Source organism: Nocardia tengchongensis, from assembly GCF_054781395.1.
In genome coordinates, this window is the sequence record NZ_BAAGUM010000006.1 from 613,316 (window position 1) to 634,408 (window position 21,093).

The window sequence follows — 21,093 nt, forward strand, 5'->3', positions numbered from 1 at the left end:
TTGACGAATCCCGGACCCGCCCACCCGCATTCACCGGCCCGCTGGACCACCTCGAGCCCTCGCGTCAACCGACTCGGGCATCCGTGTCGCGGCGGACCTCAGTAGGCTGCGTCACGTGCGGACGTTGCTGATCGTGAACCCCAATGCCACCTCGACCACCCGGTCCACTCGCGATCTGCTCGCCCACGCGCTGGAAAGCCGCACCGAACTCACCGTGCGCCAGACCGAGCGGCGGGGGCACGCCGCCGAGTTGGCCGCCTGGGCCGCCGACAGCCGGATGGATCTGATCGTGGTGCACGGCGGCGACGGCACCGTGAACGAGACCATCAACGGATTCCTCCCGCTGCCCGGGCAGCCGCGCCGGGAGTGGCTGCCGCGGCTGGGGATCATTCCGGGCGGTTCGGCGAATGTGTTCGCGCGCTCGCTGGGCATCGAGCCGGATCCGGTGACCGCCGCCAATCAGCTCATCGATCTGCTGGCCGACAGCGCGGACCGCCGCATCGGCCTGGGCGTGGCCGACGATCGCTGGTTCTGCTTCAGCGCGGGTGTGGGTCTGGACGCGGATGTGTGCGAGGTCATCGACGCCAAACGCGCGAAGGGCAAGTCCGCCACGCCCGCTCGCTATCTGCGCACCACGGTCCAGCAGTTCTTCCGCGCCAAACGTCGTGCCCCGCAAGTGACCTTGGACATTCCAGGTCACGAACCGGTCACGAACGTGCATTACGCATTCGTGACCAACGCGAGTCCCTGGACATATCTCGACAACACGCCCGTCATCACCAACCCGGGCACCACCTTCGAATCCGGTCTCGGGGTGTTTGCCATGCGCACCATGGGTGTTCTGCCCACCCTGATGGTCGCGCGGCAGTTGCTGTCGGCCGGTGCGGAACCCAAGGGCCACACATTGTTTCGCGAGGACGACGTTCCGGGCGTAACCGTCACAGCGGAAGAACCGATCGGGTTGCAAATCGACGGCGACTTCATCGGTCGACGCAACATGGTGAATTTCACAGCCGTCCCGGATATCCTCGATGTGGTCGCGCCGAAGCCCTAGCCGGTTCGACACACCTGAGAAAACTCGTTGTTGCGCTGCGAAAACCCGCTCGACCGAGTACAAATGACACGGCGGACCCCCATGTAGGGGTCTTACAGCGTGAGCTTCCCCACGGTGCACCAGGTATCTATTGACATCTACGGTGTTCGTGAAAGCATTCACAAGCAACCGTGCGGAAACATTCGAGTCGCACAAGTGAACGGACCACAAACCTAAGGGGCAGCGCCGTGCGCGCCCTAGCAAAGGAGCAGAGGAATGGACTGGCGCCACAAGGCCATCTGTCGCGATGAGGACCCCGAGCTGTTCTTCCCGGTGGGTAACAGTGGTCCGGCGCTCGCGCAGATTGCCGATGCCAAGCTGGTCTGCGCTCGCTGCCCTGTCACCGCCGATTGCCTCTCCTGGGCCCTGAAGTCGGGCCAGGACGCCGGCGTGTGGGGTGGAATGAGCGAAGACGAGCGTCGCGCGCTGAAGCGTCGCAACGCGCGCACGCGCACCCGCAGCGTCGTCTGACTGCAGCTAGACGACATAGGCGTTACGGCCCACCCAGCCTAGGGGCCGCAACGCAATTCGGCCCGGCACCAACACAGGTGCCGGGCTTCAGTGTGTAAAGAGGGGAATTCTCGATCAACGGGATTCCCACTTTTCGAACGAAAGTTCGGGCGCAGGTTTTTCACTCCGCCCGAACTTATGCGTGAGGCAACATATTTCGGTCAGCGGGCGGAGCGCCGGCCGAGCGGAACTCGCAGCACCGCGTCCGTTCCCACATCGGCTCCGGGGTGAAGTCCGATCGAGCCGCCCAATTCCGCCGTGACCAGTGTGCGGACAATTTGCAGGCCCAGCCGGTCGGAGGCCTCCAGGCTGAATCCGTCGGGCAGGCCGCGGCCGTCGTCGCTGATGATGACGTCGAGCCAGCGGGCCGAACGCTCGGAACGGATTGTGACCGTACCGTTCTCACCCGCGTCGAAGGCGTGCTCGATGGCGTTCTGCACCAGCTCGGTCAGCACCATGACCAGCGGCGTCGCGCGTTCGGCGGAGAAGACGCCCAGCGAACCGGCGCGGCGCACCTTGATCCGGGCGGTGTGCACGGTCGCCACGTCGGCCATGATCGGCAGCAGCCGGTCCACCACCTCGTCCAGATCGACCTCTTCGTCAACCGACATGGACAACATTTCGTGCACCGAGGCGATCGAGGTGACCCGGCGGACCGATTCGGTCAACGCCAGGCGGGCCTCCTCGTTCTCGGTGCGGCGGGCCTGCAGGCGCAGCAGCGCGGCCACCGTCTGCAGGTTGTTCTTCACCCGGTGGTGGATCTCGCGGATGGTCGCGTCCTTGGACAGCAGGGCGCGGTCCCGGCGCTTCACCTCGGTCACGTCGCGGACCAGCACCGCCGCGCCGCCGAGTTCGCCGTGCGGGCGCAGCACCAGGGTGCGCAGCAGCACCGTCGCGCCGCGCGCCTCGACTTCCATTCGGCGCCCGCCCTTTCCGGCCAGGGCCGCCTGGATGTCGCCGACCACCTCCTGCGCGTCGAACGGATCGGTGATCAGTGAGCGGGTGGTCAGCGCCAGATCCTGGCCGACCAGATCGTTCTGCAATCCCATGCGGTGATAGGCCGACAGCGCGTTGGGGCTGGCGTAGACGACGGTGCCCTCGGTGTCGAGGCGGATGAAACCGTCGCCCGCGCGCGGGCTGGAATGCGAGCCGGTGCGGTCCTCGAGCGCCGGCCAGGTGCCGTCCGCGACCATCTGGCACAGGTCGTCGGCGCAGGACATGTAGGCGATCTCGAGGCTGGACCGCATCTTGCGGCGCTGGGTGTCGGTATCGCGGCCGAGCACGGCGATGATGTGGTCGCCGACCCGCACCGGGATCGCCTCGCGCATGGCGTGCACAGGATGCGGGTGATACACCCCGGTCAGGGCGCTGTCCGCCTCGAAACGCTGGATATCGGCGTTCAGCAGGGCTTCGAACACATGCGGATTCGCCTCTTTGGTGGCATAGCTGCCGACCAGATCCTCCGGATGCACGGTGGGGGCGGTGGTGGGCCGGCACTGGGCCACGCACACCACCTCCGCGCCGTCGGCCACCGGTCCGGTCCCGACCCAGAGCAGCAGATCCGCGAAGGACAGATCCGCCAGTAGCTGCCAGTCCCCCACCACCCGCTGCAAATGGTCGACCGCCGCGCCCGGCAAATCGGTGTGCTCGGCCAGTAGCTCACTCAGGGTCGACATTCACCCACACTCCTCTGTTCCCACGTCGCGTGTATGTTCCCACGCGACACGGCAAGGATGCGTCAGGAGCGGCCGGGACCTCGGCTCAGGAGATGACGGCGATCAGGTCGCCGGGCTGCAGGACGTCGCCGGGCTTGACGTTGATCGAGGCCACGGTGCCGGGGCCTTCCACGATGACCGGGATCTCCATCTTCATCGACTCGAGCATGACCACGGGATCGTCGGCCTTCACTTCGTCGCCCACGGAGACCAGGATCTCCTGCACGGTCGACACCATCTCGGCCAGCACTTCCTCAGCCATGAACACCTCTCGCTTTCGAGTGACCTGTAGCCCCTGAAGGTACAGCAGATCCCGCGTGAAAGAATGGCGACCGACTGAAGGGAGATTACCTATGGGTAAGCGTGGACGTAAGAAGCGTGGCCGCAAGAAGAATGCCGCCAACCACGGCAAGCGGCCGAACGCCTGAGCTGCTTCGATAAGCTCGAAAACTGCTGAGCGGCACCACTTCCCACCAGGGAAGTGGTGCCGCTCAACTGTTCGGGGGTGTCCTATTCGGCCGGTTCGATCCGGGTCTCGACCACCGTGTAGCTGGTCCGGATCTCCATGGTCAGACGCTGGCGCAGCGAGTCGGGCGCACGGTCGCCACCGCACTTGCGGTTCAGCAGCGACTTCAGCTTCTCCTCCAGGCCGTAGGCCTCGACACACGGCGAGCAACGGTCGATGTGCTCACGCAGGCGCGCCTTGACGGTCTCGTCGCACTCGTTGTCCAGGAGCAGCCAAACGTCGGCGAGTACCGCCGAGCAGTCCAGTTCTTCCATCTCGTCGCTCACTGGGTGACCTCCTCGCGCGCCGCATCGCTGCCCGAACGGTTGAATCCACGTTCCCGCGCCACGTCCGCGAGCAGCCCCTTGAGCTGCTTGCGGCCACGGTGCAGACGGGACATGACGGTACCGATGGGAGTTCCCATGATCTCGGCGATTTCCTTGTAGGGGAAGCCCTCCACGTCGGCGTAGTACACCGCCATCCGGAATTCCTCCGGCAGCGACTGCAGGGCGGTCTTGATGTCGTCGTCCGGCAGCGCCTCGAGAGCCTCCATCTCCGCCGAGCGCAGGCCCTGGGAGGTGTGCTCGGCCGTGGCGGCGAGCTGCCAGTCGGTGATCTCGTCGGTCGGATACTGCGCGGGCTGGCGCTGCTTCTTCCGATACGAGTTGATGTAGGTGTTGGTCAGAATGCGGTACAGCCAGGCCCGCAGGTTGGTGCCTTCGCGGAAGGACTTGAAGCCCTGGTAGGCCTTGGCGAAGGTCTCCTGCACCAGGTCCTCGGCGTCGGCCGGATTGCGGGTCATGCGCAGGGCCGCGCCGTAGAGCTGGTCCAGCAGCGGCAGGGCATCCCGCTCGAAGCGGGCGGCCAGCTCGGTGGGCGATTCGGAGCTCCGGGCGCCGGATTCGCTCACCTCGTCATAGTCGACCGCTTGATCCTCACCGGCGTCGATGCTGTCCGCATCGTCATCACGCCGGCGATCGACCATGTCGTCGTCGCTCGTCACGCTAATCCCTTCGATCGCCGTAGCAATTGAATCTACCGCGAACAGGGATTCGGCCCGGAAACCGGCAGGGCGCTCCTCGAGCAGAACGGTCACCGACTCCTCCTTGGTCATGGGGTTCGAGTGCTTCTCGTCCGTGGGCCAGGCGGTTGCCGAGAAGCGCGTATCGCGTGCAACAGGGTGAACGCTCACCGTGTTCCCACACCGCGAAAACCGCTTGCGCACGGTGTCTAGGGTGGGCCGCATGGCCGCTTCTACTCCCGCGATCAAGGCATTGGTGCAGGCGAAGGTGGAGCATCGCGTGCACGCGTATGCCCATGACCCGCGCAGTGATTCGTACGGGGCCGAGGCGGTGGACGCGCTGGCGCAGGAGCTCGGGGTTACCGCGGGGCAGATTTTCAAGACGCTGGTGATCGAGCTGGGTTCGGGCGGGCTCGCGGTGGCGGTGCTGCCGGTGCCGACCACGTTGTCGCTCAAGGCAGCAGCCGCGGCGCTGGGCGGCGGCAAGGCGGCGATGGCCGACAAGACCAAGGCCGAACGCACGACCGGCTATGTGCTGGGCGGGATTTCGCCCCTGGGGCAGAAGAAGCGACTGCCCACCGTCATCGACGCCTCGGCGCTGGAGTGGGACCGGGTGCTGTGCAGCGCGGGTAAGCGCGGGCTCGAGATCGAGCTGGCTCCGGGGGATCTGGTGCGGCTCACGGGGGCGGTGACCGCGTCGGTCGCGGTGTCCTGACCAGCCGATTCTTGGGCGAATTGTCCGTTTCGGCCGTGAGCGGAGACACAACCTCCGGAAATCCCTTGCCAAGTGACAACTATATCGGAATACTTGCGCCGTACAACTAGTTGCCAACTACAAGCAATTACACGACGCAAGGAGGTGAGACCGACCGTGACCGACGATGACCCGGCGACCACCCCCACCGACATCGACGACGGCCTTGTCGACGCCATCGCCTATCAGATCGCCCGGCTCACCAAGCTGCGCGATCGCACCAACGCGCAGATCTCCGCCCTCACCGCGGGCGAGATCGAGCCGGCCGCGTTCAGCATCCTGTTCCAGCTGATCTACGGCGGCCCGAAACGCTCGGGCGCGCTCGCCGAGGACCTCTACTCGGACGCCTCGACCATCAGCCGCCAGGTCGCGAGCCTGGTCAAACGCGGACTCATCGAACGCCGCGCCGACCCGGCCGACGGCCGCGCCAGCGTGCTCGACGTGACCGACGCCGGCCGCACCGTGGCCGCCCAGATCCGGGCCCGCCGCAACGACTCACTGCGCAGCATGCTGACCGACTGGACTGCCGCCGAGCGCGACAGTTTCGCCGCCCTGCTGCACCGCTTCGTCGACGGGTACGAGGACACCCGGCAGCGCATGCTGGCCGATATCGCGGCCCATAGAGACCTGAATTCCTATTACGAACCCGCGGAGAGCAATTCGTGACAACCCAAGCGAAAGCGGCGGAACCGGAAGTCAATTCGGCCGGCTTCACCCACAAACAGATCCTGGTGATCATGAGCGGCCTGATGATGGGCATGCTGCTGGCCGCCCTCGATCAGACCATCGTGTCGACCTCCATCCGCACCATCGCCGATGAGCTGCAAGGCTATTCGGCGCAGGCGTGGGTCACCACCGCCTACCTGATCACCTCGACGCTGGCCACCCCGCTCTACGGCAAGCTGTCGGACATGTACGGCCGCAAGCCGTTCTACCTGGCCGCCATCACCATCTTCATCGCCGGCTCACTGGCCTGTTCGATGGCGACCTCGATGTACGAGCTGGCCGCCTTCCGCGCCTTCCAGGGCCTGGGCGCGGGCGGTCTGATGTCGCTGGCGCTGACCATCATGGGCGACATCGTCTCCCCCCGCGAACGCGCCCGCTACCAGGGCTACTTCCTGGCCGTGTTCGGCACCTCCAGCGTGGTGGGACCCGTCATCGGCGGCCTGCTGTCGGGCACCGACCAGATCCTCGGCGTCACCGGCTGGCGCTGGGTGTTCCTGGTGAACGTGCCGATCGGCATCATCGCGCTGGCCGTGGTGACCCGCGTGCTCAAGCTGCCCAAGCGTCCCACCACCAAGGTGCCGATCGACTGGATGGGCATCTCCGCGCTGATCGTCGGCCTGGTGCCGCTGCTGGTGATCGCCGAGCAGGGCCGCGAATGGGGCTGGACCAGTGGACATGCCATCCTCTGCTACGCGCTGGGCGCGATCGGTGTGGTCAGCTTCATCGCCGTCGAGGCCAAGCAGGGCGACGCCGCGCTGATCCCGCTGCGCATGTTCAAGAACTCCACCTTCGCCCTCGGCGTGCTCATCTCGGTGGTGGTCGGCGCGGCCATGTTCGGTGGCATCACGCTGCTGCCGCAGTACCTGCAGGTGGTGCAGGGCGCGAGCCCGACCAAGGCGGGTCTGCTGATGCTGCCGCTGGTGGCGGGCATGATGACCGGCTCGATCCTGGCGGGTCAGCTGATCTCGCGGACCGGACGGTACAAGCTGTTCCCGCCGGTCGGCGCGGGACTGCTGACCGCGGGCCTGTTCCTGCTGCACCTGGTGTCGGCCGACACCAAGCTGTGGATCGTGATGATCTTCATGGCCATCACCGGCTTCGGCCTGGGCAACCTGATGCAGCCGCTGACCCTGGCGCTGCAGAACGCGTTGCCGCCCAAGGACATGGGCGTGTCCACCGCCGCGGCGACATTCTTCCGGCAGATCGGCGGCACCCTGGGTGTGGCGGTGTTCCTGTCGGTGCTGTTCACCCAGCTCGCCCCGAACATCACCACCTCGCTCGAGCACGCCGCCCAGCAGCCCGCCTACGTGCAGGCCATCAAGGACGGCATGACCAGTGACAACCCGGTCGACCAGCAGGTCGCCAAGGGCCTGGTCGCCAAGGATCCGGCGGTCGCGGGCCAGGTGCTCAACGACAGCTCGGTCATCCAGAAGCTGGATCCGACCCTGGCGCAGCCGTTCAAGGAGGGCTTCGCCAAGTCCATGGACCGGGTGTTCCTGGCGGCCACGGTGGTGGCGCTGATCGCCTTCATCCTGGTGCTGTTCTGGAAGGAAGTGCCGCTGCGGACCGCGGGCGGCATCCAGGCCGCCGGCAAGGACGAGAAGGACGAGAAGGCGGCCGCCGCGGTCTGACCCGGCGACAACCGAAGACACGGTGCCCCCGACGCGATGACGCGGCGGGGGCACCGCCTTTTCACTATCCCGGCGGTTTTCTGTGAGTTACTGGGGAACGAGCAGTGAGCTTGTTGTGAACGTGTGCAGTCCGCAAGGTCCGATTCGAACCCGAGGATGTGATGCGGTTTATGACTCACCATCGGCCTACGTATTCGAATAGGCGCTGTCGTCGTACAGCCGCCGCCGGAGTACTCGCACTGGCCCTGGCGGCGGGCCCGTTGACCATGGTGACCGCGACGGCCGCGCCCGTGGCGGTGGCAGTGGCGGAGCAGGGGCCCAGCTTCCCCGACCCGGGCGCGCCGGGCGGCGGGGCGCAGCCGAAGAAGGACGAGAAGGCGGAAAAGGCCGAGAAGCTCGGTGGCGGGATCGTCAGCAAGATGATCGACTCGATGGCCGACACCCTGAAATGCGTGCTCAATATCGGCCTGCCGACCGTCAAGTGCGGTTAGCCGTCGCCGAATGACTTGCGGGCCGGTCAGATCAGGCTGATCTGACCGGCTTGTTCGTCCACCGCCCCCAGCAGCTCCGGGCCGTTGTTCTTGACGCTGTTGACCAGCGACGGCACCTCGCGGATCAGAATGTCCGAAACCGTCGCGGCCGCAGGTGTTTCCAGCAAGGCTTCCGGCGCCGGGTGATCCGGGTCCAGCCAGGCGGCCCAATGCTCGCGCGGCATGGGCAGCGGCATCCGGTCGTGGATCTCGGTCAGGTCGCCGACCGCATCCGTGGTCAGGATCGTGCAGGACAGCAGCGGCTGGGCCGCGTCACCCTGGTCGCGATCGCGCCACACCGACCACAGACCCGCCATATAGAGGCGTCCGCCGTCGGCGCGGGACATGAAGTACGGCCGCTTGACGGCCTTTCCGGAACCGCCCGCCTCGGTGACCCACTCGTACCAGCCGTCCATGGGGACCAGGCAGCGGCGCTTCTTCACCGCGTCACGGAAGGAGGCGGTGGTGGCGGCCTTGTCGGCGCGCGCGTTGAACAGGGGTTTGCCCTTCACCGGGACGCCGGGCTCGGCGGTCTTGGTCCAGGTCGGGATCAGTCCCCAGCGCATGGCCCGGATGCGCAGGGCCGCCGGGTCTTCCGGGTGGTCGCGGTCATGGCGTTCGACGATGGTGAGCACCTGGTTGGTGGGGGCCACGTTGTAGTTGGGGTTGAATCCCTTGTCGCCGGTCTCGTCGATGGCGTCGAGTTCGGCGGCCAGTGTCGCGGGATTCGTCGTGGTCGCGTATCTACCGCACATGCGACCATGCTGCCATCACCCCCCGACACTCACCAGTGCGTCGCGGTCGATGTGATGGCAATTGACATCACTTGGGCGGTGTGAGACGTTCGTCTCATCAACCTCTCATCAAGGGATCGCCGCACATCATGACTGCAACCGAAGCCGCCCCGCTCGATCAGGCTGACACGCTGACTTCCGTCAACCCTGCCACCGGCGAGGCCCTCGCCACCTACCCGATCGATGATGAGGCGGCCGTGCACGCGGCCGTCGCCAAGGCTCGCAGCGCCGCCGCCACCTGGGGCGCCCTGAGCTACGCCGAGCGCAAGAAGCACATCCTGCGCTGGGGCTCCAAGCTGGTCGAGAAGTCCGACGAGCTCAGCGAGCTGATCAAGGCCGAGAACGGCAAGCCCCTCGACGACGCCTTCCTCGAACTGATGCTGGCGCTCGAGCACATCAAGTGGGCCGCCTCCAATGCCGAGAAGGTGCTCAAGCCGCGCAAGGTCGCGCCCGGCGCGTTCATGGCCAACTTCGCCGCCCACCTGGAGTACCGCCCCCTCGGTGTGGTCGGCATCATCGGCCCGTGGAACTACCCGGTCTACACACCCAACGGCTCCATCGCCTACGCGCTGGCCGCGGGCAACTGCGTGGTCTTCAAGCCGAGTGAATTCTCCACCGGCATCGGCAATTTCGTGGCCAAGGCGTTCGCCGAGGCGAATCCGGAACTGCCCGATGGGGTGTTCATCACCATCAACGGCTACGGCGCGACGGGCGCCGCGCTGGTGAAGTCCGGCGTCGACAAGCTGGCGTTCACCGGCTCCACCGCGACCGGCAAGAAGATCATGGCCTCGGCCGCCGAGACCCTCACCCCGGTGCTGCTGGAGTGCGGCGGCAAGGACGCGGTGATCGTGGCCGCCGACGCCGACATCAAGGCCGCCGCCGACGCGGTCGCCTGGGGCGCCACCGCCAACTCCGGCCAGACCTGCGCGGGCGTCGAGCGCGTGTACGTGGACAAGTCGATCGCCACCGAGTTCGTCGCCGAGGTCAAGCGGATCCTCACCGACATCAAGCCGGGCTCCGACGACAAGGCCTCCTACGGGCCGATGACCATGCCGAGCCAGATCGACATCGTGCGCCGGCACATCGACGACGCGCTGAAGAACGGCGGCACCGCGGTGCTCGGCGGACCCGAATCGGTCAAGGGCCCCTACATCGAACCGGTCATCCTGGTCGACACCGACGAGTCCTCGGACGCGGTGTGCGAGGAGACCTTCGGCCCGACCGTCACCATCAAGACGGTCAGCGGCGTGGACGAGGCCGTGGAGCTGACCAACAAGAGCAAGTACGGGCTCGGGTCGGCGGTCTACTCCAAGAAGCAGGGCATGGAGATCGCCCGCCGCCTGGAGGTCGGCTGCACCTCGGTGAACTCGGTGCTGTCCTACGCGGCCATCTCCGGGCTGCCCTTCGGCGGCGTCCGCGACTCCGGCATCGGCCGTATCCACGGCGCCCCGGGCCTGCTGGAGTTCGCCCGCCCGCACTCGATCGCGGTGCAGCGCTTCGCGATTCCGGGCATGGCGCTGCTGTCCTACAGCCGCACCGACCGCACCATGAAGCTGCTCCGCAAGATCGTGCCGCTGGTGCACGGGCGCGCCAAGTAAGCGAAACGCCCACTGAGACAACGCCGGTCCCCCACGGGGACCGGCGTCGTTCGTCAGGAGGTCGGCGGCAACGGCGGTGCGGCGAAGAACTCCTCGAGCGGGGTCGGGCCGGTGTAGCGCCGACAGTTGCAGCGCGCCCAGGCTTTGATGCCCGCTCCGGTCTTGCGGAAGTTCTCGGCGTGGCAGTGGCCCGCTTCGCGGTCGTGCAGGGCCAGGTCGTGGCCGCAGCCGCAGAGCGCCGGACCGGGCTGCTCGGACTTGGTGCGGCGGGAGCCGAATCGGCCCGCGAGCCAGCCGCCGCCGACCAGCGCGCCACCGATTACGAGGCTGATGGGATCGATCACCCACCCAGCATACGTACTCGTATACGTATACGTCGAGGGTTGCGGTACGGGCGAGAACGGGACGTGCGCCCCGCGAGACCCCGGTCATTTGGGAGGATAGGCATTGTGACTTTCTGGCCCGCGCCCCTTGTCCGAGTTCCCGTTCACGCGACCGTGACCCTGCCCGGGTCCAAATCGATCACCAATCGGGCGTTGATTCTCGCCGCGCTGGCGGATCGGCCGTCCACCCTCACCGGCGCGCTGCGCAGCCGCGACACCGATCTGATGATCGCGGCGCTGCGGGCCATGGGCGTCGGGATCGAGGGGGACGGGACGACGCTGGTCGTCACGCCGCCCGCCGAATTCGGCAGCGCCATGGTCGATTGCGGACTGGCCGGCACGGTGATGCGGTTCCTGCCGCCGGTGGCGGCGCTGGCGCGCGGGGACGTCGCCTTCGATGGCGACGAGCAGGCGCGGACGCGACCGCTGGGCACCATTCTGGACGCGCTGCGCGCGCTGGGCCTCGACATCGACGGCAACCAGCTGCCTTTCGTGGTGCACGGCACGGGCACGCTGCGGGGCGGGCCGGTCACCATCGACGCGTCGGGCTCCTCCCAGTTCGTGTCGGGACTGCTGCTGTCGGCGGCGCGGTTCGAGCAGGGCGTCACCGTGAACCACGACGGCGCGGCGCTGCCGTCCATGCCGCACATCGAGATGACCGTGGAGATGCTGCGGCGCGCCGACGTCCGGGTGGACGCGCCCAACGATCCGCGCAAGGCGCAGACCTGGACCGTCGCGCCCGGCCCGATCCGGGCGGTGGACTGGGACATCGAGCCGGACCTGTCCAACGCCACCCCATTCCTGGCCGCGGCCGCCGTCACCGGCGGCGAGGTGAGCATCCCGCACTGGCCGCGGTACACCACCCAGCCCGGCGACGTGATCCGCGAAATCCTGGTCCGGATGGGCGCGGAGGCGCGCTTCTTCGACAACAACGTGCTCACCGTGCGCGGCCCGGAACGCCTGGCCGGCATCGATATCGACCTGCACGACGTGGGCGAGCTGACCCCGACCGTGGCCGCCCTTGCGGCACTGGCGGATTCGCCGTCGCGGCTGCGCGGCATCGCGCATCTGCGCGGCCACGAGACCGACCGGCTGGCGGCGCTGGCCACCGAGATCAACCGGCTCGGCGGCAAGGCCACCGAGACCGACGACGGGCTGGCCATCGTGCCCAACCCGCTCACCGGCGGGCAGTGGCGCTCCTACGCCGACCACCGGATGGCCACCGCGGGCGCGATCATCGGCCTGGTGACGCCGGGCGTGGAGATCGAGGACATCGGCACCACCGCCAAGACACTGCCCGGATTCGTCGAGCTGTGGGAGAGCATGCTGGCCGGAGCAGAGCACTGAGGCGCCGCGAGTACGACGAGTCCGATGTCCGGGTGCGCCCGGGCAAGGGCTCGCGCCCGCGCACCAAGACCCGGCCACAGCATCTGGATGCCGAAGCGGCCATGGTGGTTTCGGTGGATCGCGGGCGCTGGGGGTGCGTGCTGGACGGGGATCCGGATCGCAATGTGACCGCCATGCGGGCGCGCGAACTGGGCCGGACCCCGATCGTGGTCGGCGATCAGGTGGATCTGGTCGGCGACCTGTCCGGCAAGCCCGACTCCCTGGCCCGCATCGTGCGGGTGGCGGAGCGGCGAACGGTGTTGCGCCGCACCGCCGATGACACCGACCCGTTCGAGCGGGTGGTGGTGGCGAACGCCGAGCAGTTGTTCATCGTGGTGGCGCTGGCCGATCCGCCGCCGCGCACCGGGTTCGTGGAGCGGGCCATGGTGGCCGCGTTCGTCGGTGGGCTGCAACCGATTCTGTGCCTGACCAAACATGATCTGGCCGCCGAATCCGAATTCGCCGCGGCCTTCGAGGATTTGGATCTCACCATCGTCTACGCCGGGATCGAGGATCCGCTGGAACCGGTGCTGGAGTTGCTCGACGACAAGCTGACCGCGTTCATCGGGCATTCGGGGGTGGGCAAGTCGACGCTGGTGAACCGGCTCGTCCCAGATGCAGACCGGGCGGTCGGTGTGGTGTCGGGGGTCGGCAAGGGCCGGCACACCTCGACCCAATCGGTGGCACTGCCGTTGCCCGGAGATGGCTGGGTGGTCGACACGCCCGGCGTGCGCTCGTTCGGCCTGGCCCACATCACGCCCGATGACGTCATTCAGGCGTTCTCCGATCTGGCCGACGCCATCGAGGACTGCCCGCGCGGCTGCACCCATCTGGGCCCGCCCGCGGACCCGGAATGCGCGCTCGACCTGCTGCCGGGCAAAGAGCAGCGGGTAGCGGCCATTCGCCTGCTGCTGACCGCGCTGGGCACCAACGACCCGTGGTTCCGGGGCAGCAGCGAGTCCTGACCGTCCGGGAAACCCGCAACCCATCGGTAGCTGAGAAATCGCTGATTCGATACCTTTTGTGCATAACCGGCACGAAGGGATGTCATGAGCGAGGATCTCCCCGAGCCGCCGCCCGCCAGCGCGCGGCGGCCCACCGCGGCCCGGCCCGCCCCGGATCGGGACGACACCGAGCCCCGGAAACGCGACCCCGGGAAACTCCCGCGCGAGCACGACGACGATCGGTCCCCGGCCGACCCCAACGACTGGAACGACGATTGGGATCGGGCGCGTTGGGCGCCCTAGCGGCGGCCCGGCAACATAATCGGGGCATGGTGTTCGCTGAATGGCGACGCGGCCCCGGCGCGCCCGCCCGCTGGAATCCGCTCCCCCGGCTCGGGCGGGCACTGGCCCGCCGGCGCACCGTCATGCGCGCCGCCCCCGCCGTCTTCGCCCTGGAACGCCTCGCGCGCCGAGTCACCCACGACCGCATGGGAATCCTCGATATCGCGGGCCTGCCCGCGGTGCGGCTCACGGTGGCGGGCCGACGCACCGGACTGCCGCGCACCGTCAGCCTGCTCTACACCCCGGATCCACTCGACGAGAAGCGCTTCTTGATCATCTCCTCGAATTGGGGCGAGCCCGTGCAGCCGTCCTGGGCGGCCAACCTGCGCCACGCCGAGACGGCCGAACTCGAGGTGCGGGGCGAGCGGTTCGGGGTCCGCGTGCGCGAACTGACCGGCGCGGATCGCGATCGCGCCTGGCGGCGGGCGCTGGAGTTCTGGCCGGGGTACGCCATGGAGCAGCGGCACGCGGGTGCGCGCCGTTTCCGGCTGTTCGAACTCACGCGCGCCTGAGCACGCGGCCCGTCAGCCGGACGGCAGGGTCAGCCGCATCCCATTGTCGAAGTCGATGCCCCGCAGCTCGGAACGGCCCGTGAGACCGAGCTTCTCGAGAATCCGGGACATGTGGTGGCCCACGGTGCGCGGACTGAGGAACAGTTCCGCGCCGATCTCCCGATTGGTGAGGCCCTGCGCGGCGAGCCGGGCCACCTGCGACTCCTGCACCGTGAGCGGCGTGGACCCGGTGCCCGCGGGCTTGGCCCCGGTGCCGGTGAGATCGAGTTCGGTGCGGGTGCGCGCGGCCCACGCCGTCGCGCCGATCAGCTCGAAAGCGTCTGCGGCCGGCCGCAATTGCTCGGCGGCGTCGCGGCGGCGGCGGACCCGGCGCAGCCACTTGCCGTAGAGCAGCTGGCTGCGGGCGCGACCGAAGCTGGTGTGGCGGGCGTCGCCGGCCGCCACGGCGCGACGGTAGTAGTGCTCGGCGCGATCCTCCTCCGACAGCAGCGCGCGGCAGGAGTAGGCGGCGGCCAGTGCCCAGCGGGCCCGGGACCGCCGCGCCCAGGCCACGATGCGCTCCGCGTGCGCGGTGGCCTCATCGAAACGCCCCACGCGGCAAGCCGCTTCGACGAGATCGAGGGTGGCCAGCCGGGCCAGCGTCGGATGCGCGGCTTCGTGGCCCGGCTGCGACAGCGCGCGCAGCCGGCGATAGGCGGCTTCGGCGTCGCCGGCGGTCAGTGCGTGAAAACCGTGATGCCAGTAGGCACTCCCGACCAGCAGGGGCACCGAGTGCGGGCGGGACAGGGCCAGTGCGCGATCCACGCTGTCGGCCACCAGGTCCGCGTCGCCGCGCTGGGCGGACAGCCGGGCCCGCAGGTTCCAGCACTGGGCGAGGATATTGTCCGCGCCCGCTCCGGACGCCAGCTCGAACGCCTCCGCCAGGGTGACCTCCCCCGCCTCCCACCGCCCGGTCGCGAGTTGCAGGGTCGCCAGCTGCGGCAGCACCCCGATCGCCGCCGCCCGATCCCCGGTCGCCCGCAGTCCCGCCGCGACCGCCAGATACGGCTCCACCGCCTGGTCCGCCAGCCCCCACTCGAGCAATTGCTCGGCGCCCGGGAGCAATTGCGCCGACAGAATCGGCGACGGCTCGGCCGTCACGGCTTCCAGCTGCCCGTCCATCGGCAGATCCGGCGCCTGCCCCAACGCCCACACGGCCCGCCCGGCCAACAGCCGCAGTCCGGCCGCGATGTCGTCACCGCGTCCCCGGCGCAGCGCATTCGCGCGCGCACCAGCGACTTCCGACGAGGTAGTGGCAAATTCCGAAATACGTTGGTGTGGCGGCGAATCCATGCTCGCGTCGGCGGCCGACACCGGAGGTTGGGCGGCGATCACGGCGGCGTCGCGCAGGAGCAGGGTGTGGGCGCGGGCCGGATCGCCGGCGACGAGCTCGAGCAGGCCGGGGAGGCCGGGGGCGGCGAGGGCGATAGCGGGCGGGAGTGTCCGGGTTTCCGCCAGGGTGAGCAGGCGGCGGGCGGATTCGATATCGCCACCTTCCCAGGCGAATCGGGCCGCGGTGGCGAGGCGGACGCCCGCGGTGCCGGGGTCGGCGGTGATGGCGGCGGCCCGGCGCAGGACCGCGGCCGCGGCCAGCGGGCCGTTGCGGTGGTGGACGCGGTCGGCGCCGTCGGCGAGGGCCTGCGCCAGTTCCGGATTCGGCGTGTCCAGACCGGCGGCGAGGTGCCAGGCGCACAGTTCGCTGGTCTCGGCGCCGCGCAGGGCGGCGGCCAGGGCCAGGTGGACGGCGCGGCGTTCGGCGGGCGCGGCCGCGTCGTAGGCCGCGCCGCAGAGCAGGCGGTGCCGCATGTCGACGCGGCCGTCGGTGACGGTCAGCAGGCCCGCCTCGAGCGCCGCCTCCCAATGCGCCGGGGTGACACCGAGTTCGGCCGCGGCGGTGGTGACCGCGCCCAGCGTGCCCCGGTCCTCGGCGGCGACCACGCTCAGCAGGGTGCGGACCGCCGGGTCCAGCGCGGCCAGCCGGTCGGCGAACGCGGCGCGCAGCCGCGGCCCGAAAGGCGCCGGGCCCCAGGCGATTCCGGCACCGTCCTCGGTGTCGACGGGGAATTCCCGCAGCGCCAGCGGATTTCCGTCGGCCAGCCGCAGCATGCGGGCGGCGCGGGGCGCGCCGACGCCGCCGGAGCGCCGCGACAGCAGGTGGCGGGCCTGCGCGTCGGTCAGCGGCGCGACGGGCAGCACCCGCAGCGACTGCCAGACCGCGCCGGCCGGGCAGTCGCGCACCGCCGCCAGCAGTGCCACCCGGTCCGCGCCCAGGCGGCGCAGCGCGAAGGTCAGCGCGCGTGCCGTCGCGAGGTCGGCCCACTGGGCGTCGTCCACGATGAGCAGCACCGGCTGTTCGGCGGCCACCGCCGCCAGCAGCGTCACCAGGGCCGCGCCGACCAGGAATCGGTCGGCCGGGCCGGGGCCGCGGCCGAGCGCGGCGGCCAGCGCCCGCGCCTGCGGGCCGGGCAGCGCGGGGACGCGATCGGCCAGCGGACCGAGCAGTTCCCGCAGCGCCGCGAAATCCACATCGGATTCGGCGGAATTCCCGCGAGAGGCCAGCACACGAAATTCGGTGGCGCGTTGTTCCGCATCCCGGAGTAGCGCGGATTTACCGATCCCCGGCTCACCCCACAGCAATAATCCCCCGCCGTGACCGGCGCGCACCTCGTTCAATACACGAGACAGTTCGTTCTGTTCTCGTTCCCTCCCCGGGAGCACCCGAATCTCGCGCACGTCGCAAGGTACCTCGCATTGCGAGCAACCGACAAACTCGTAAACACCGCCTTCCCAGCGGCTGAGATCATCGCGGAGACAATCGGATACGGACATTCCGGTAATGACCGATCGACCGACCGATACGGTGACCGATTCTCTCCGCACCCCGAGTCGGTAAAATGCGGGCGCGCCGAAGAGACCCTTATTTCGGGCACCGCGCCAATGCGTCTCCCCTGACATTCCCAGCGGAACGGATGATAAACATCCACACCACGCGAGGGCACCGCCCGGCAACCGGCCGGACCGGCTCCGGGCGTACAGGGTGCGGACCTCGCCGGAAATAGTTAGCCTGCCGAGGTGGAAGACCGTGAGCGCAAGGAATTTTCGCCGCTCCTCGACGCAGCCCTGGGCCCGGGAGCACCCGTCACCCCGGAGGTCCGGATCGGGCGCAACGACCCGGAGGACACGCTGCCCGAGTGCGTGCGCTGCAACAGACCCGCCGCCCTGCACCTGCGCGCAGTGTGGCTGTCCACCCGCGCCGTGCTGGCCGGGGACACCGACGTGGACAGCCTGATCCTGGTGCACGCCTGCGGCGGCTGCGCGGGCAGCGTGGCCGGCATGATCCTCATCAACTGGGACCCCCGCTACTGGGGCGAGTCGGTACATCTGGACTGACCCGCCCCGCGGTCGCACCGAAAAATTCAGCGCGGCCGCACGATTCGCATGCCGTTGTCGAAGTCGACGTCGACCAGATCGGCCCGGCCGCTGAGCCCCAGCTTGCCGAACACCCGCGACAGGTGATGCCCCACGGTGCGCGGACTGAGGAACAGCTCGGTCCCGATCTCCCGATTGGTCAGTCCGTGCGCCGCCAGGCGCGCCACCCGCAGCTCCTGCGCCGTCAGCACCGAGGTCTCGCCGTGCGCGGTGACCGGTGCGGCGCGCCGGCCGGTGAGCTCCAGCTCCTGCCGTGCCAGCAGCGCCCACTGGGCCGCGCCCATGCCCTCGAAGGACTCGGCGGCCGTGCGCAATTGCTCGGCGGCGTCGGCGCGGCGGCGGGCCCGGCGTAGCCACTTGCCGTAGAGCAGGCGGATCCGCACCTGGTTCAGGTCGTGGCGGGTGCGCCGGATCGCCAGCGCGCGCTGGAAGTACCGGTCGGCGCGATCGTCGGGGCTCAGCAGGGCCCGGCAGGTGTAGGCGGCCGAGACCGCCCAGTCGGCGCGGGAGCGCAGCGCCCAGTCCCGGACCTCGTCGTAGTACCCGGCCGCCTCGTCGTGGCGGCCGACCCGGACCGCGGCCTCCACCAGGTCCACCGCGGCCAGGCGCGCGTAGGTCGGATGCCGGGCGTCGTGGCCGGGCTGGGCCAGGGTGCGCAGCCGCAGATAGGCGGTCTCGGGGTCGCCGAGGCTCAGGGCGTGGAAGCCCAGATGCCAGTGCGCCGACGCCATGACCGCGTGCGCGCGCCGCGGCCGGGCCAGCGCCAGCACCTGGTCCGCGCTCTCCAGCACCTCGTCCGAATCACCGTGCAACGCCGCGATTTTCGCGCGCAACGACCAGCACTGGGCGAGCACGTTGTCCACGCCCCCGGCCTCGGCCAGTTCGAAGGCCTCCGCCAGGGTCCGTTCGGCGGCCGGGAAGCGGCCGTTGGCGAACTGCAGGATCGCCAGCTGCGGCAGCAGCGACACCGCGGCCGGGGCGGCACTGCCGCGCAGCGAGGCGGCGGCCTGGGTGTAGGGCTCCAGGGCGACCTCGGCCAGCCCCCACAGCAGCACCAGGGGGGCGGGCGGCAGCGGCCGGATCATGGTGTGGAAGCGTGAAATACCTTCCCGCCCGGTCATTTCCGCGGGATCCAGGTCGAGGACGGCGTGCCCGGCGACCCAGCGGGCGCGTTCGGCGTCGATCCGCAGGTTCGCGGCGGTCGCCGGGTCCACCAGTTCGGCGTCGCGCAGCAGTAGCCGGCTCGCCCGTTCCGGTTCTCCCGCAACGAATTCCAGGAGCCCGGCCAGGCCGCGGGCGGCGACGGCGGCGCGCTCCGGTCCCAGCCGGGCGGTGGCGCGGTCGAGCAGGCCGTGCGCGGAGGCGATATCGCCTCCGGCCCAGGCGAATCGGCCCGCGGCGGCCAGCCGCTCCCCCGCCCGCTCCGGATCGGGGGAGATGGCGGCGGCCTGGCGCAGCATGGCGGCGGCGGCCATGGGTCCCTGCCGGGTGTCCGCGGCGCGGGCGGTCAGGGCCGCGGCGAGGGTCTCGTCGGGGCGGGCGGCGGCGAGGGCTCGATGCCAGGCGCCGAGGTCCACGTCGCCGGTCTCGGTGAGCGCGGCCGCGACGGCCAGCTGGGCGGCGCGGCATTCGGCCACGGTCGCGGCCTCGTGGACGGCGGCGCACAGCAGGGCGTGGGTGCGTTCCACGCGGCCGTCGCTGACCGTGAGAAGTCCGGCGGCCGTGGCGTACTCCCAGGCCTCGGAGTCGACGCCCAGGGCCGCGGCGGCGGTGGTCACGATGCCGAGCACCCCGCGGGTCTCGGTGGCGGCCACGGTCAGCAGCACCCGCACCGCCGCGGGCAGCTCGGCCACCCGTTCCTGGAAGGCGGCGCGGACACCGGGACCCAGGGTCATGGGTTCGGGCGCGGTGCCCGCGAGATCACCGACCACACCCGGCAATTCGAGCAGGGCCAGCGGGTTTCCGGCGGCCAGGGTGAGGATCCGGGACAGTCGCAGCGCGCCCAGCGGGCCGTAGCGCTCGGCGAGCAGGCGGCGCGACTCGGCGTCGGACAGGCCGGTGACGCGCAGCGCGGACAGGTCCCGCCACAGCGTGTCGGCGGGGTCGTCGCGCAGCGCCACCAGCAGCGCGACGGGCGCGGCGGTGAGGCGGCGGATGGCGAAGACGATGGCGCGCGCCGATTCCGGGTCGACCAGCCGGGCCTCGTCCACGATCAGCAGCAGCGGTTGCTCGGCCGCCAGTTCGGTCAGCAGCCGCACCAGCGCCGCGCCGACCAGGAAGGCTTCGGCGGGCCCGGAGTCCAGGCCCAGCACCACGCCCAGGGCGCGGGCCTGGGCGGGCGGCAGCAGCGGCAGCCGGTCGGCGACGGGCAGCAAGAGTTCGTGCAGGGCCGCGTAGTCGAGTCCGGATTCGGCGCGGATGCCCTCGCAGCGCAGCACCCGGAAGCCGGTGGCCTGATCGAGGGCGGCGCGCAACAGCGCGGTCTTGCCGATCGCGGGATCCCCCGACAGGACCAGCGCCGAGCCCCGGCCCGAGCGCGCCGCCGCGAGCACGCGATCCACCTGGATGCGTTCTCGTTCCCGCCCGTACAGCTTCAAGTCCTCCCACACATTCGAGGAATTTAGTCTAGCTAATAGCGTGCAACCAAGCCCCTGGCAAGTAACTGGCACAAATTGTCCCGATGACGCAGATCACAAGGTCAATAGGAGCAATTCGATTAACGCGCAACCGAGTTCGCGCGATATCAATGCCCCTCGATTTCCGGGCAAAGAACTGAAATGGATACGAATAGGATAGCCGCGACCGGCCTGGTCACGCCACGAAAACAACTGCGCTCCCGGCGAATTCGCCGGGAGCGCAGTGTTTCGCAGAAGCCGGAGACCGGCCGCCGATCAGCGGAAGATGGTCATGTACCAGAGACCGTCGGCGCCCTGATCGCAACGCCACTGCCAGCCGTCCTCACCGCGCAGTTGCACACCGCCCGACTGGAACTGACCGTTGTTGCCGTCCGCGGCGCAGCCGTCGACCGTGGCGTAACTGCCGTCCACGGTCAGCGTCTCCGCGTGCGCGGTCGCGGCGCCCAAGCCGGCGATACCCAGGGACATGGCGGTGAGAGCGAGAGTCTTGCGCATGATCTGATTCCTTTCCTTGCGATCACCCCGAGGCGATCGAACCGAAACCA

22 protein-coding genes are annotated in these 21,093 nt (G+C 69.4%); 13 read left to right on the forward strand and 9 right to left on the reverse strand.

The genetic code is table 11. From position 1 onward, the window contains the following. Positions 1 to 115: 115 nt before the first annotated feature. Both ACYVKL_RS13890 and ACYVKL_RS13895 read left to right on the forward strand, forming a co-directional pair. Positions 116 to 1,054: a diacylglycerol/lipid kinase family protein gene (locus ACYVKL_RS13890; RefSeq protein ID WP_213559753.1), complete on the forward strand. Its 939-nt coding sequence runs from the start codon at positions 116 to 118 to the stop codon at positions 1,052 to 1,054. 255 nt (positions 1,055 to 1,309) lie between these two features. Beyond that, positions 1,310 to 1,564 (forward strand): WhiB family transcriptional regulator, encoded by a 255-nt coding sequence (locus tag ACYVKL_RS13895; RefSeq protein WP_033087439.1) that lies wholly within the window; start codon positions 1,310 to 1,312, stop codon positions 1,562 to 1,564. 200 nt (positions 1,565 to 1,764) lie between these two features. On the opposite strand, the gene ACYVKL_RS13900 is transcribed toward ACYVKL_RS13895, so the two are convergent. Continuing rightward, the gene (locus ACYVKL_RS13900) at positions 1,765 to 3,279 is read right to left on the reverse strand and encodes a sensor histidine kinase (RefSeq protein ID WP_357191588.1); all 1,515 of its coding nucleotides are present in this window, start codon (positions 3,277 to 3,279) and stop codon (positions 1,765 to 1,767) included. A gap of 85 nt (positions 3,280 to 3,364) precedes the next feature. Then, a complete protein-coding gene (locus tag ACYVKL_RS13905; RefSeq protein WP_213559751.1) occupies positions 3,365 to 3,580 on the reverse strand; it encodes a biotin/lipoyl-binding carrier protein in 216 nt (71 codons plus the stop codon). Between the two features lie 91 nt (positions 3,581 to 3,671). On the opposite strand from ACYVKL_RS13905, the gene ACYVKL_RS13910 reads away from it, so the two are divergent. Beyond that, positions 3,672 to 3,746, forward strand: a complete 75-nt coding sequence (locus ACYVKL_RS13910) for a 50S ribosomal protein bL37 (protein WP_153805149.1) — start codon at positions 3,672 to 3,674, stop codon at positions 3,744 to 3,746. An 82-nt stretch (positions 3,747 to 3,828) separates the two neighbouring features. Here ACYVKL_RS13910 and rsrA read toward each other — a convergent pair whose 3' ends face one another. Together rsrA and ACYVKL_RS13920 are read right to left on the reverse strand one after the other, a co-directional pair. Next, positions 3,829 to 4,098, reverse strand: a complete 270-nt coding sequence (rsrA, locus tag ACYVKL_RS13915; RefSeq protein ID WP_246598627.1) for a mycothiol system anti-sigma-R factor — start codon at positions 4,096 to 4,098, stop codon at positions 3,829 to 3,831. Positions 4,099 to 4,106: 8 nt separating this feature from the next. After that, on the reverse strand, positions 4,107 to 4,826 hold the full coding sequence (locus ACYVKL_RS13920) for a sigma-70 family RNA polymerase sigma factor (RefSeq protein ID WP_379163069.1): 720 nt from the start codon (positions 4,824 to 4,826) through the stop codon (positions 4,107 to 4,109). Between the two features lie 241 nt (positions 4,827 to 5,067). Between ACYVKL_RS13920 and ybaK the strand changes: the two genes are divergently transcribed. From ybaK to ACYVKL_RS13940, 4 genes are all read left to right on the forward strand, one after another. Further along, a complete protein-coding gene (ybaK, locus tag ACYVKL_RS13925; protein WP_379163072.1) occupies positions 5,068 to 5,559 on the forward strand; it encodes a Cys-tRNA(Pro) deacylase in 492 nt (163 codons plus the stop codon). 156 nt (positions 5,560 to 5,715) lie between these two features. Next, a complete protein-coding gene (locus tag ACYVKL_RS13930) occupies positions 5,716 to 6,264 on the forward strand; it encodes a MarR family winged helix-turn-helix transcriptional regulator (RefSeq protein ID WP_379163075.1) in 549 nt (182 codons plus the stop codon). Continuing rightward, positions 6,261 to 7,955 carry an MDR family MFS transporter gene (locus tag ACYVKL_RS13935; RefSeq protein WP_379163078.1) on the forward strand — a complete coding sequence of 565 codons (1,695 nt, stop codon included), beginning with the start codon at positions 6,261 to 6,263 and terminating at the stop codon, positions 7,953 to 7,955. The genes ACYVKL_RS13930 and ACYVKL_RS13935 overlap by 4 nt, the downstream gene beginning before the upstream one ends. Before the next feature lie 260 nt (positions 7,956 to 8,215). Continuing rightward, a complete protein-coding gene (locus ACYVKL_RS13940; RefSeq protein ID WP_379163081.1) occupies positions 8,216 to 8,446 on the forward strand; it encodes a hypothetical protein in 231 nt (76 codons plus the stop codon). Positions 8,447 to 8,472: 26 nt separating this feature from the next. Here ACYVKL_RS13940 and ACYVKL_RS13945 read toward each other — a convergent pair whose 3' ends face one another. Next, positions 8,473 to 9,240, reverse strand: a complete 768-nt coding sequence (locus ACYVKL_RS13945; RefSeq protein ID WP_379163084.1) for an SOS response-associated peptidase — start codon at positions 9,238 to 9,240, stop codon at positions 8,473 to 8,475. 128 nt (positions 9,241 to 9,368) lie between these two features. On the opposite strand from ACYVKL_RS13945, the gene ACYVKL_RS13950 reads away from it, so the two are divergent. Then, positions 9,369 to 10,877 carry an aldehyde dehydrogenase family protein gene (locus tag ACYVKL_RS13950; RefSeq protein WP_379163087.1) on the forward strand — a complete coding sequence of 503 codons (1,509 nt, stop codon included), beginning with the start codon at positions 9,369 to 9,371 and terminating at the stop codon, positions 10,875 to 10,877. 53 nt (positions 10,878 to 10,930) lie between these two features. Here ACYVKL_RS13950 and ACYVKL_RS13955 read toward each other — a convergent pair whose 3' ends face one another. Next, a complete protein-coding gene (locus ACYVKL_RS13955) occupies positions 10,931 to 11,221 on the reverse strand; it encodes a hypothetical protein (protein WP_379163090.1) in 291 nt (96 codons plus the stop codon). Between the two features lie 105 nt (positions 11,222 to 11,326). Here ACYVKL_RS13955 and aroA point away from each other — a divergent pair, with 105 nt between their 5' ends. The 4 genes from aroA to ACYVKL_RS13975 all read left to right on the forward strand — a co-directional run bounded on the left by aroA (position 11,327) and on the right by ACYVKL_RS13975 (position 14,444). Then, entirely contained in the window at positions 11,327 to 12,607 is a 1,281-nt protein-coding gene (gene aroA, locus ACYVKL_RS13960) for a 3-phosphoshikimate 1-carboxyvinyltransferase (protein ID WP_379163093.1), read from the forward strand. Next, on the forward strand, positions 12,604 to 13,611 hold the full coding sequence (gene rsgA / locus ACYVKL_RS13965) for a ribosome small subunit-dependent GTPase A (protein WP_379165720.1): 1,008 nt from the start codon (positions 12,604 to 12,606) through the stop codon (positions 13,609 to 13,611). The genes aroA and rsgA overlap by 4 nt, the downstream gene beginning before the upstream one ends. Positions 13,612 to 13,695: 84 nt before the next feature. Then, positions 13,696 to 13,893 carry a hypothetical protein gene (locus ACYVKL_RS13970; protein ID WP_379163096.1) on the forward strand — a complete coding sequence of 66 codons (198 nt, stop codon included), beginning with the start codon at positions 13,696 to 13,698 and terminating at the stop codon, positions 13,891 to 13,893. A gap of 26 nt (positions 13,894 to 13,919) precedes the next feature. Continuing rightward, positions 13,920 to 14,444, forward strand: coding sequence for a nitroreductase family deazaflavin-dependent oxidoreductase (locus tag ACYVKL_RS13975; RefSeq protein WP_379163099.1), 525 nt, complete (start codon positions 13,920 to 13,922; stop codon positions 14,442 to 14,444). Between the two features lie 12 nt (positions 14,445 to 14,456). On the opposite strand, the gene ACYVKL_RS13980 is transcribed toward ACYVKL_RS13975, so the two are convergent. Continuing rightward, positions 14,457 to 17,438, reverse strand: a complete 2,982-nt coding sequence (locus tag ACYVKL_RS13980) for a helix-turn-helix transcriptional regulator (RefSeq protein ID WP_379163102.1) — start codon at positions 17,436 to 17,438, stop codon at positions 14,457 to 14,459. Between the two features lie 117 nt (positions 17,439 to 17,555). Here ACYVKL_RS13980 and ACYVKL_RS13985 point away from each other — a divergent pair, with 117 nt between their 5' ends. Next, positions 17,556 to 17,873 (forward strand): hypothetical protein, encoded by a 318-nt coding sequence (locus tag ACYVKL_RS13985; protein WP_213559741.1) that lies wholly within the window; start codon positions 17,556 to 17,558, stop codon positions 17,871 to 17,873. A 26-nt stretch (positions 17,874 to 17,899) separates the two neighbouring features. Here the strand turns inward: ACYVKL_RS13985 and ACYVKL_RS13990 are convergent, their stop codons facing one another. After that, a complete protein-coding gene (locus ACYVKL_RS13990) occupies positions 17,900 to 20,521 on the reverse strand; it encodes a helix-turn-helix transcriptional regulator (protein WP_379163106.1) in 2,622 nt (873 codons plus the stop codon). A gap of 282 nt (positions 20,522 to 20,803) precedes the next feature. After that, the gene (locus ACYVKL_RS13995) at positions 20,804 to 21,043 is read right to left on the reverse strand and encodes a hypothetical protein (protein ID WP_379163109.1); all 240 of its coding nucleotides are present in this window, start codon (positions 21,041 to 21,043) and stop codon (positions 20,804 to 20,806) included. Positions 21,044 to 21,093 lie beyond the last annotated feature (50 nt).